The sequence below is a fragment of the Novosphingobium sp. 11B genome, from assembly GCF_054589055.1.
This window is the reverse complement of sequence record NZ_BAAILP010000204.1, coordinates 1-10,115: the sequence shown is the minus strand read 5'-3', so window position 1 is coordinate 10,115 and position 10,115 is coordinate 1. Positions and strand designations below refer to the sequence as shown.

10 protein-coding genes are annotated in these 10,115 nt (G+C 63.8%); 7 read left to right on the top strand and 3 right to left on the bottom strand.

The window, feature by feature from the left end; translation table 11 throughout:
* Window positions 1–126: 126 nt before the first annotated feature.
* Window positions 127–582: a universal stress protein gene (locus tag ACYPYD_RS18435; RefSeq protein ID WP_008832727.1), complete on the bottom strand. Its 456-nt coding sequence runs from the start codon at window positions 580–582 to the stop codon at window positions 127–129.
* Between the two features lie 172 nt (window positions 583–754).
* Here ACYPYD_RS18435 and ACYPYD_RS18430 point away from each other — a divergent pair, with 172 nt between their 5' ends.
* Genes ACYPYD_RS18430 through lpdA form a run of 4 tightly spaced genes read left to right on the top strand, consistent with a single transcriptional unit; the run spans window position 755 to window position 4,262 of the window.
* On the top strand, window positions 755–2,071 hold the full coding sequence (locus ACYPYD_RS18430; RefSeq protein WP_008832726.1) for a pyruvate dehydrogenase complex dihydrolipoamide acetyltransferase: 1,317 nt from the start codon (window positions 755–757) through the stop codon (window positions 2,069–2,071).
* Between the two features lies 1 nt (window position 2,072).
* Window positions 2,073–2,462 (top strand): acyl-CoA thioesterase, encoded by a 390-nt coding sequence (locus ACYPYD_RS18425; protein WP_008832725.1) that lies wholly within the window; start codon window positions 2,073–2,075, stop codon window positions 2,460–2,462.
* A 1-nt stretch (window position 2,463) separates the two neighbouring features.
* On the top strand, window positions 2,464–2,844 hold the full coding sequence (locus tag ACYPYD_RS18420; RefSeq protein ID WP_459664689.1) for an acyl-CoA thioesterase: 381 nt from the start codon (window positions 2,464–2,466) through the stop codon (window positions 2,842–2,844).
* Between the two features lie 2 nt (window positions 2,845–2,846).
* Window positions 2,847–4,262 (top strand): dihydrolipoyl dehydrogenase, encoded by a 1,416-nt coding sequence (gene lpdA, locus ACYPYD_RS18415; protein ID WP_459664686.1) that lies wholly within the window; start codon window positions 2,847–2,849, stop codon window positions 4,260–4,262.
* Between the two features lie 60 nt (window positions 4,263–4,322).
* Here the strand turns inward: lpdA and ACYPYD_RS18410 are convergent, their stop codons facing one another.
* Together ACYPYD_RS18410 and ACYPYD_RS18405 are read right to left on the bottom strand one after the other, a co-directional pair.
* On the bottom strand, window positions 4,323–4,640 hold the full coding sequence (locus ACYPYD_RS18410) for a PilZ domain-containing protein (RefSeq protein ID WP_036523167.1): 318 nt from the start codon (window positions 4,638–4,640) through the stop codon (window positions 4,323–4,325).
* An 84-nt stretch (window positions 4,641–4,724) separates the two neighbouring features.
* Window positions 4,725–5,228, bottom strand: coding sequence for a GNAT family N-acetyltransferase (locus ACYPYD_RS18405; protein WP_036523171.1), 504 nt, complete (start codon window positions 5,226–5,228; stop codon window positions 4,725–4,727).
* A gap of 216 nt (window positions 5,229–5,444) precedes the next feature.
* On the opposite strand from ACYPYD_RS18405, the gene acs reads away from it, so the two are divergent.
* The 3 genes from acs to ACYPYD_RS18390 all read left to right on the top strand — a co-directional run bounded on the left by acs (window position 5,445) and on the right by ACYPYD_RS18390 (window position 9,785).
* A complete protein-coding gene (acs, locus tag ACYPYD_RS18400) occupies window positions 5,445–7,394 on the top strand; it encodes an acetate--CoA ligase (RefSeq protein WP_008832720.1) in 1,950 nt (649 codons plus the stop codon).
* Window positions 7,395–7,955: 561 nt separating this feature from the next.
* Window positions 7,956–8,945: a tyrosine-type recombinase/integrase gene (locus tag ACYPYD_RS18395; RefSeq protein ID WP_459664685.1), complete on the top strand. Its 990-nt coding sequence runs from the start codon at window positions 7,956–7,958 to the stop codon at window positions 8,943–8,945.
* Window positions 8,946–8,972: 27 nt separating this feature from the next.
* Entirely contained in the window at window positions 8,973–9,785 is an 813-nt protein-coding gene (locus ACYPYD_RS18390) for a TonB-dependent receptor (RefSeq protein WP_459664682.1), read from the top strand.
* Window positions 9,786–10,115: the final 330 nt, after the last annotated feature.

Genomic DNA, 10,115 nt, shown 5'->3' with positions numbered 1-10,115 from the left:
GCGAAGCAATCCAGGGCAGAGCAAACCGCCCTGGATTGCTTCGCTACGCTCGCAATGACGAGGTTATGTGGGGCAATAGACCGATTGTGGCACCCTTGAGTGCCGTTAGGTGCCGCCCCGTGCCGCTCAGCTCAACCGTTCGATCGCCTCGGCATCGAGCCCGCCGGGGACCACGAACACCGGACAGGTCATATGCGCCATGCCCGGCCCGGTGAAGTGCGCGACCAGAGCGCCGGGGCCGCCTTCTTTCGCCGCGCCCAGCACCAGCGCCGAAACCTCGGGATGCTCCTCCAGATATTTCCGCACAATCTTGATGTCTTCTCCCATGTGAACGGAGATGACCGGCATCTTTGCGCCTTGCGACAAAAGGTTTCCGGCCGCCGCCGTCACCAGCGTCTCGGCGCGGGCGCGGGCCTCTTCCTCGATGGTCGCCTGGACCCCGGCGAAGGCGTTGAAGGGCTGCGGCGGAACGAGCGCCAGAAGGTGCAGCGCACCGTCGGTCTTGGCCGCGCGGCGGGCCGCGAACTGCAGGGCGACGAGCGCTTCCTCGCTCTCGTCGACGATCACCAGGTAGATGCGCATGGGTGGTTCCCTCTCCAACCGGCTTATCGATACGCGAAGCCTGCAAGACAAGCCACCACTGTTGCGAAAAAAGAAACTGCAAGGTTCTTGAACGCAACGCTCAAGCCGTCCAAGGAGGGGGCCAGCGCCCGAAAGCGGCCTCCCTACGGACAATAAGGAACGTACAGTTTCCATGCCCATCGAGATCAAGATGCCCGCCCTGTCCCCCACCATGGAAGAGGGCAAACTGGCCAAATGGCTGGTCAAGGAAGGCGATACCGTCTCCTCCGGCGACATCATGGCCGAGATCGAGACCGACAAGGCGACCATGGAATTCGAAGCCGTCGATGAAGGCGTGATCGGCAAGATCAGCGTCGCCGAGGGCACCGAAGGCGTCAAGGTCGGCACCGTCATCGCCGTGCTGGTCGAAGAGGGCGAGGACGCCTCGGCGATCGAAGCGCCCAAGGCTGAAGCCCCGGAGGCCGCCGCCAAGGAAGAGGCTCCGAAGGCCGAAGCAAAGGCTGAAACCAAGCCCGCTCCGGCAGCCGCGCCGAAGGCCGCAGCTTCGGGTGACCGCGTCGTCGCCACCCCGCTCGCCAAGCGCATCGCCGATGCCAAGGGCGTGGACCTCTCGGGCGTCGCTGGCTCCGGCCCGAACGGCCGCATCGTCAAGGCCGACGTCGAGGCCGCGCAGGGTGGCACCGCCAAGAAGGCCGCTCCGGCACCCGCGGCCCCGGCCCCGGCCGCTGCTCCCGCCGCCGCCGCGACGTCTTCGGTCGAGATGGCCGACGAGACCCGCGCCCTGCTCGATGCCCGCGTCCCGCATACGGTCGAGAAGCTTTCGGGCATGCGCAAGACGATCGCGCGCCGCCTTACGCAGTCGATGCAGGAAGCGCCGCACATCTACCTGACTGTAGACGTGCAGCTCGACAAGCTGATGGCGCTGCGTTCGCAGATCAACGCCACGCTGGAAAAGCAGGGCGTCAAGGTTTCGGTCAACGACATGCTGGTCAAGGCGCTGGGCGCCGCACTGATCGCGGTGCCGGAATGCAACGTGACTTTCGCCGGCAACGAGCTGATCAAGTACGAGCGCGCCGACGTTTCGGTGGCGGTCTCGATCCCCGGCGGGCTCATCACCCCGATCGTCCAGGGTGCCAACGAGAAGTCGTTCTCGGCGATCGCCAAGGCGAGCAAGGACCTTGCCACCCGCGCCAAGGAAGGCAAGCTCAAGCCCGAGGAATATCAGGGTGGCACCGCTTCGATCTCCAACATGGGCATGATGGGCATCAAGCAGTTCACTGCCGTCATCAACCCGCCGCAGTCGACCATCCTCGCCATTGGTGCAGGTGACAAGCGTCCGTGGGTGATGCCAGACGGATCGCTGGGAGTGGCAACGATCATGACGGCAACTGGCAGCTTCGATCACCGCGCCATCGATGGCGCCGACGGCGCGCGCCTGATGGCCGCGTTCCGCGAGTTCGTCGAGAACCCGCTGAGCATGATCGCCTGATATGGAGCACGAGGCCGGAGAGCTGGTCATCCGCGTCACAGCGATGCCCACCGACCTCAACCCCTATGGCGGCGTTTTCGGGGGCTGGCTGATGAGCCAGCTTGCTCTTGGCGCCGCCTCGCTGGTCACCCGCCGCACCGGCCACAAGGCCGTGGTGGTGGGAGCGACCGACTTCACCTTTCCCGGCGTCATGCTCGTGGGCGACGAACTCAACGTCTATGCAAGCGTGCAGCGGACGGGGCGCACTTCGATGACGATCGCCACGCGCGGCTTTGGCCGGGCGCGGGCGAGCGAGCATCAGGTCGAAGTCGCCACCGGGCTGTTCACGTTCGTGACGCTCGACGAGAACGACCGCCCCAGGGCCATTGCCGCGACTTCGGAGATCGTCTGAAATGGCGGAAGAATATCGCGAACCCGTCATCCGCATCACCGCGATGCCCGCCGATGCCAATGCTTATGGCGACATCTTCGGTGGCTGGCTGATGAGCCTGATGGACATGGGCGCAGGGCTGATCGCCGCGCGCCACTCGCATGGCCGCGCCGTCACCATCGCGATGGACGGCATGCAGTTCCACAAGCCGGTCAAGGTGGGCGACGAAGTCAGCGTCTACGGTGAACTCAGGAACGTGGGCCGCTCCTCGATGACCATCGGCATCGAGGCCTGGCGGCGCCACCGACATGAAGAAGAACAGGTGAAGGTGACCGAAGCGGTCTTCACCTTCGTCGCAATCGACGACGCGGGCCGCCCCCGCGCGATCGAACAGGAGAGTTAAGAGTGGCTGATTCTTACGACGTCATCGTTCTCGGTTCCGGCCCCGGCGGCTATGTCGCGGCGATCCGCAGCGCGCAGCTTGGCCTCAAGACCGCCATCGTCGAGCGCGAACTGCTCGGCGGCATCTGCCTCAACTGGGGCTGCATCCCGACCAAGGCGCTGTTGCGCTCGGCCGAGATCCTGCACCACATGAAGCACGCCAAGGACTATGGCCTCGCGGCGGAGAACATCACCGCCGACCTCGACGCCATCGTCAAGCGTTCGCGCGGCGTGGCCAAGCAGCTCAATCAGGGCGTCACGCACCTGATGAAGAAGAACAAGATCACCGTCCACATGGGCACCGGCAAGCTGGTGGCTCCGGGCAAGCTGGAAGTGACCGGCGAGAAGGGCACCGAGACCCTCTCGGCCAAGCACATCATCATCGCCACCGGCGCCCGTGCGCGCGAACTGCCCGGCGCCAAGTCGGACGGCAACCGCATCTGGACCTACCGCCATGCGATGACGCCCAAGGAAATGCCGACGAAGCTGCTGGTCCTCGGCTCGGGCGCGATCGGCATCGAGTTCGCCAGCTTCTACAACGACATGGGCGTCGACGTGACGGTCGTGGAGATGATGGACCGCATCGTCCCGGTCGAGGACAAGGACGTCTCGGCCTTCCTCGAAAAGGCGCTGACCAAGCAGGGGATGAAGATCCTCACCGGCGCCAAGGCGAGCGACGTCAAGGCTTCGGACAAGGGCGTCTCGGTCAAGATCACCCCGAAGGGCGGCAAGGAAGAGACGCAGGAATTCAGCCACGTCATCGTCGCCATCGGCATCGTCCCGAACGTCGAGAACATCGGCCTGGAAGAACTCAAGATCGAGCCGGACGAGAAGTTCTTCGTCAAGGTGGACGACTATGGCCGCACCAACGTCCCCGGCGTCTGGGCGATCGGCGACTGCGTGAAGGGTCCGTGGCTTGCCCACAAGGCCAGCCATGAAGGCGTCACCACCGCCGAATCGATCGCCAAGGAACTGGGCAACAAGGAAGTGCACCCGCACGCTCTGGACCGCCGCAACATCCCGGGCTGCACCTATTGCCACCCGCAGATCGCCTCGGTTGGCCTGACGGAAGCCAAGGCCAAGGAAGAAGGCTACGAGGTCAAGGCCGGCACTTTCCCGTTCATCGGCAACGGCAAGGCGATCGCGCTGGGCGAGCCCGAGGGCTTCGTGAAGACCGTGTTCGACGCCAAGACCGGCGAACTGCTCGGTGCCCACATGATCGGCGCCGAAGTGACCGAGATGATCCAGGGCTACGTCGTCGGCAAGACGCTGGAGACCACCGAGGCGGAACTGATGAACACCGTGTTCCCGCACCCGACGATCTCGGAGACGATGCACGAGGCGACCCTCGCCGCCTACGGCCGCGCGATCCACATCTGATCGCGCCGCAAGGTCTGGAAAAACGAGGAGGGCGGGCCGCAAGGTCCGCCCTTTTTCGTATCAGCCGGCGGCGCGCACGATATGCTCGAACACGGCCACGTGCAGGGGCTCGGCGAATTCGCAACCGACGGCGCCTTCGCGCACCCAGCAGATGCGTGCGCTTAGCAACTGCAGGCCGGGGATGCGGATACGCAGCGGCACTTCCATCCGGGCATCGGGCAACAGGCCGATGCGGAAGCCTCCGGGCGACAAGTCCTCCAGTCGCGCCGGTTTCCACGGACGGGTTCCCTGACGCACCTCGCACAGGATCGACACGCCGACGCGTGCGGAACGAGGGGTCCGACTGTCGGCCGGGCCGGGCTTGAGGGAATCGCGCATGGGGTCTCCTTGGGGGGAGAACCCCATGCCGTAAAACAGGTTACCAGCGCGTTAGCATTCGGCGCGCGTACGCTGCCACCCTATTCAGCGGAAGGTCTTTTCCAGTACGACCAGCCCGGGATCGCCGTCGAACGGCTCAGGCCTGAAGCCCCTTTCGCGTTCGAGGTCGATGGCGGCGCGATTGTCACGGCTCTCGATGGAAATGGCGCGGCGACAGCCACGGACCTTGGCCTGGGCCGAGAGGTAATCGAGCATGGCCCAGCCGATCCCTTTGCCGCGGTGATTGCCGCAGACCGAAATGGCGATCTCGCCGGTATCCAGCGGTCCGTCACAAGCCAACAGCCCCGACGCGACGATCTGCCCGCTGGCCTGGTTGATCCCGACCCACGATTCGGTCCGGAAGTGGTCGGCGTGGACCAGCGGCTCCAGCAATACCGGCCCGACGTGCTCGGTCGCCGACAGGAAACGGAAGCGGCGATCCTCGTCCGTCACGCGGGTGAAGAAATCGGTCAGCGCGGGTGCATCCGCCTCGGTTGCCGGGCGCACGTCGAGGTCAATGCCCGAACGGGTGGGGAGGGTGACGATCATGACGGCGTTACCTTTCGATTGAATGCCGAATCTCTAGACCGCGATCATGCGATGCACCTTGATCGAGATCAGATCGCCCGCCATCTTCGTCGAAACGGCACGAGATTCCGCCCGGCCCGTTCTACCATTGTCCAATGGGAACGGCCCGGGTCCATTGTGCTATGCAACATGCAAGGCCGGGAGAGCCCGACCCTACGATATGAGAGGAGAATCCGCATGGCCGAGGCCGTCTATCCCGTTCCCGCCGAGTGGAGCCGGAACGCCCTGATCGACGATGCCCGCTATCAGGAGATGTACGAAAGGTCGGTTTCCGAGCCCGAAGCGTTCTGGCGCGAGGAAGCGCGGCGGATCGACTGGATCAAGCCCTTCAGCGTGGTCAAGCAGACCAGTTTCCACGAAGAGGACTTCGGCATTTCGTGGTTCACCGACGGCACCCTGAACCTCTCGGCCAACTGCCTCGACCGTCATCTCGTGGAGCGTGGCGACCAGATCGCGATCCTGTGGGAGCCGGACAGTCCCACCGCTCCCGACCGCCGCATCACTTACCGCCAGTTGCACGAGCAGGTCTGCCGCCTGGCCAATCTCCTCAAGGCACGCGGCGTCCGGAAGGGTGAGCGCGTCACTCTCTACCTGCCGATGGTGCCGGAAGCGGCCGTTGCCATGCTGGCCTGCGCGCGGATCGGCGCAATCCACTCGATCGTCTTCGCCGGGTTTTCGCCGGACGCGCTGGCGGGCCGCATCCAGGATTGCGACAGCCGCGTCGTCCTCACTGCCGACGAGGGCCTGCGTGGGGGTAAGAAAGTCCCGCTCAAGGCCAATGTCGATGAGGCGCTCAAGGCCTGTCCCGGTGTCGACAGCGTGATCGTCCTCGCGCACACCAAGTCCGGCGTACCGATGGCCGAGGGTCGCGACATCGACTGGGCCTCGGCCGTCGCCGATCAGGCCGCCGAATGCGAGCCGGTCGAAATGAGCGCGGAGGACCCGCTGTTCATCCTCTACACTTCGGGCTCCACTGGAAAGCCCAAGGGCGTGTTGCACACCACCGGCGGCTATTCGGTATGGGCCTCAATGACCCACGAGTACGTCTTCGACTACCGCCCCGGCCAGATCTACTGGTGCGCGGCCGACATCGGGTGGGTCACCGGCCACAGCTACGTCGTCTACGGCCCGCTGATGAACGGTGCGACCACCGTGATGTTCGAAGGCGTGCCCAACTTCCCCGATCCCAGCCGTTTCTGGCAGGTCGTCGACAAGTTCGGCGTCGAGATTTTCTACGGTGCCCCCACCGCGCTGCGTGCGCTCATGCGCGAAGGCGACGACTGGGTGAAGAAGACCAGCCGCCAGTCGCTGCGCCTCCTCGGCTCGGTCGGCGAACCAATCAACCCGGAGGCATGGTCCTGGTATCACGAGGTCGTGGGCGAGGGGCGTTGCCCGATCGTCGATACCTGGTGGCAGACCGAGACCGGCGGCGTGATGATCTCCCCGTTACCGGGCGCCACCCCGCTCAAGCCCGGCTCAGCCACCCGCCCGATGTTCGGCGTGCAGCCGAAACTGCTCGACAACGACGGCAAGGAGATCGAGGGGCCGGGCGACGGCTGCCTCGTCATCACAGACAGCTGGCCCGGCCAGATGCGCACCGTCTGGGGCGATCACGAGCGCTTCTTCCAGACTTATTTCAGCACCTTCAAAGGCACGTACTTCACCGGTGACGGCTGCCGCCGGGACGAGGACGGCTACTACTGGATCACCGGTCGCATCGACGACGTCATCAACGTCTCCGGGCATCGCATGGGCACCGCGGAGATCGAAAGCGCACTCGTCGCTCACCCCAAGGTGGCGGAAGCGGCGGTCGTAGGCATGCCGCACGAGATCAAGGGGCAGGGCATCTACGCCTTCGTCACCTGCAACGCCGAGGTCGAGCCCGACGACGCCTTGCGCAAGGAACTCATCGCGTGGGTGCGCCACGAGATCGGCCCGATCGCCACGCCAGACGTGATCCAGTTCGCACCGGGCCTGCCCAAGACCCGCTCGGGCAAGATCATGCGCCGCATCCTGCGCAAGATCGGCGAGAACGATGTCTCGAACCTGGGAGACACCTCCACGCTGGCGGACCCGTCGGTAGTCGACAACCTGCTCGCCAATCGCCCGCAGCCCGTGAGCGCCTGACCCTCGACCGAAATGCCAGGAGCCCGCGCCAGAGATGGTGCGGGCTCTTGCCGCCGGCTGCAGCGCATCGGAGAGAAAATAGGACGGGTTTGTTTCGTTGAGCTTCGATGGCGTGCTCAATTATCCCGTCCGAGATTTTCGCATCAACGGGGGGCAAGAGTGGCTTTCGGGCGCTTTCTTTGTTTGTTCAATCGTCATCGCCCTCGCCGCGCGGTCGAATGGGATGGCTCGCACTATCGCAGCGTTTGCCGACGCTGCTCACGGCCGATCACACGGCTGGCTCGACGCAAGTGGCGTATCGAGAGTTCGAAACCGGGCGGCGATGACGGGTGAGAAACGCAGACACGCAGGAACACCATGTGTATCGTCCCGAGACGGGAATGATGGCGGACAGGGTGTCCGCAATAATATCATCCGGTGGCGTGCGAACATGTGAAGAACACTGGCTGATTTGGTCGAGTTTATTCTCCTCTCTATGTATAAGTGTCCAATGCTGTCCAATTGCGCTCCCATAAAACCGCGCTACTATTATGGGAGCGGTTTTGGGAACGATGGACCGGTATGCCCCGTAAGCTTTCAAATGCTCTGACGCCTCTGACGGTCAAGAACGCCAAGCCGGGCAGGCATTCGGATGGAGGTGGCTTGCACCTTTTGGTTAAAGCGAGCGGCGCCCGTTCTTGGGTATTCCGCTTCATGCTGAACGGGAATTCGCGCGATTTAGGACTTGGCGCTGCCGCTGGTCTTGGTGCCCTGTCGCTGGCAAATGCCAGAGTCGAAGCGACCAAGCTGCGCCTCAAGGTCCAGTCCGGGATCGACCCCATCGAGGAGCGCGATCGCGAGGAGGCCGAAAAGCTCGCGGCAGCCCAAGCAGCCCTGATCGCCGAGACCACTTTCAAGGAAGTTGCCGAAGCCCACATCGATGCGAACGAGGAAAGCTGGCGCAACCCGAAGCACCGGCAGCAGTGGCGCAAGACTATGGCTGACTATGTCTATCCGAAGATCGGCGATCAATCGGTGGCCGACGTGGACACACCCCATGTGCTGTCGATTTTGGAGTCGATTTGGCGAGAGAAGCCCGAGACGGCGAGCCGGGTGAGGGGGCGGATCAAAACCATTCTCGATGCCGCCAAGGCCCGTGGGTACCGTAAGGGCGAGAACCCGGCGCGTTGGCGCGGGCACCTAGCCCAGATCCTCCCCAAAGTGTCCAAGACCAAGGAAGCCCGCAATCGCAAGCTCGGCCGAGACGGTCATCACAAGGCGCTACCGTACGAGGAGGTGCCGACCTTCATCGCCGCGTTGCGCAAGCGACAGGCAGTCACGGCCATGGCGCTGGAATTCATCATCCTTACCGCAGCCCAAACCTCCGAAGCGCTCAAGGCGACGTGGGAAGAGATCGACTTCTCGAAAGCGGTATGGACGGTGCCCCCGGATCGCATGAAGGCCTGTAAAGAGCACCGCGTCCCGCTATCGCCTCGAGCTCTGGAACTGCTCAAGACCGCTCAGGGGCTTGGCGGTAAGCATCTCTTTCCGGCACCGAGGGCGGCAAGCTGAAGCTGCGCCTAGGCCTGCGCTACGATCATGAGACGCAGAACCGTGATCGAGCCGGTACGCAACATCAGCTACGACGCCTGGCTGCCCAAGGCGGGCCTGACTTATTACTTCACCGACGACCTCGCGCTCAGCGCCACGGCGCAGCGCGGCTACCGTGCGGGCGGCGCGGGCCTCAACCAGCAGCGCGGCGAGGCGTATTCATTTGGCCCGGAATATACCTGGAACTACGAAGTCGCGCTAAGGTCGCAGTGGCTGGACAAGCGGCTGACGGTGAACGCCAATGCCTACTGGATCGACTGGACCGACCAGCAGGTCGCCGTGCGCCTCAGCCCCGGCGCGGTGTTCGACACGCAGACCGTCAACGCGGGCAAGTCACGCCTCTACGGTTTCGAGCTGGAACTGAGCGGACGGCCGACCAATACGCTTAACCTCTATGCCGGGGCGGGCTACAGTAATACGAAGTTCACCGATTTCGACGTGACCGTGGGCGAGCTTTCCGCCAGCGCGCAGGGTAACGAGTTCGCCAATGCGCCGCGCTGGACGCTGTCGGGCGGGGCGACATGGCGCCATCCGGGCGGGATCACCGCCAACGTCAATGCCAACTATCGCAGCGCCGTCTATCAGGACACCGTCGATCAGGTGTTCCGCGATCTGCCCGGGCGCACGATCGTCAATGCCAAGCTGGGCTGGCAGGGCGAGAATTTCGGGGCGTACCTGATCGTCTCGAACCTGTTCGACGTCCAGAAGCCCTCGGTCTTCTTCCTCGACTTCGACGGGCGCACGCGCGGTCTACTGACCGATCCACGCACCTTCGGCCTCAGCTTCGAAGGCAGGTTCTAGCGGCGTCGCAGGGAGTGAACCCCATCATGCAATCGCCCATTCGGAAAGGGGCTTCCAACCAGGACAGGAGCAGAATCATCATACGGGCCGCTATTGTGCGGACATTGCCTTAAAGCCCAATGTTAGACCTCATCGCATGCGAAATGTTCCACCTCTGAAATTTGGTTGGGAGAGGTTTTTGGTCGTCACCTGCCGGAAAAGCAGACCGTCAGCTCGACTTTGTACGTTTTTGGTCAGGTCCAGGTCCAGAAGATGCTGTTTTCAGCAACGTGGTCGAGTGCTTGATCGAGGGGCAAGACGCATCCGCCCATATCATCGATATTTTCCCAT

Coding starts and splice junctions, on each gene's coding strand:
- ACYPYD_RS18425 (WP_008832725.1), top strand. CDS start 2,073: ATGGAGCACGAGGCCGGAGAGCTGGTCATCCGCGTCACAGCGATGCCC.
- ACYPYD_RS18420 (WP_459664689.1), top strand. CDS start 2,464: ATGGCGGAAGAATATCGCGAACCCGTCATCCGCATCACCGCGATGCCC.
- ACYPYD_RS18430 (WP_008832726.1), top strand. CDS start 755: ATGCCCATCGAGATCAAGATGCCCGCCCTGTCCCCCACCATGGAAGAG.
- ACYPYD_RS18405 (WP_036523171.1), bottom strand. CDS start 5,228: ATGATCGTCACCCTCCCCACCCGTTCGGGCATTGACCTCGACGTGCGC.
- ACYPYD_RS18390 (WP_459664682.1), top strand. CDS start 8,973: ATGAGACGCAGAACCGTGATCGAGCCGGTACGCAACATCAGCTACGAC.
- acs (WP_008832720.1), top strand. CDS start 5,445: ATGGCCGAGGCCGTCTATCCCGTTCCCGCCGAGTGGAGCCGGAACGCC.
- ACYPYD_RS18435 (WP_008832727.1), bottom strand. CDS start 582: ATGCGCATCTACCTGGTGATCGTCGACGAGAGCGAGGAAGCGCTCGTC.
- ACYPYD_RS18410 (WP_036523167.1), bottom strand. CDS start 4,640: ATGCGCGATTCCCTCAAGCCCGGCCCGGCCGACAGTCGGACCCCTCGT.
- ACYPYD_RS18395 (WP_459664685.1), top strand. CDS start 7,956: ATGCCCCGTAAGCTTTCAAATGCTCTGACGCCTCTGACGGTCAAGAAC.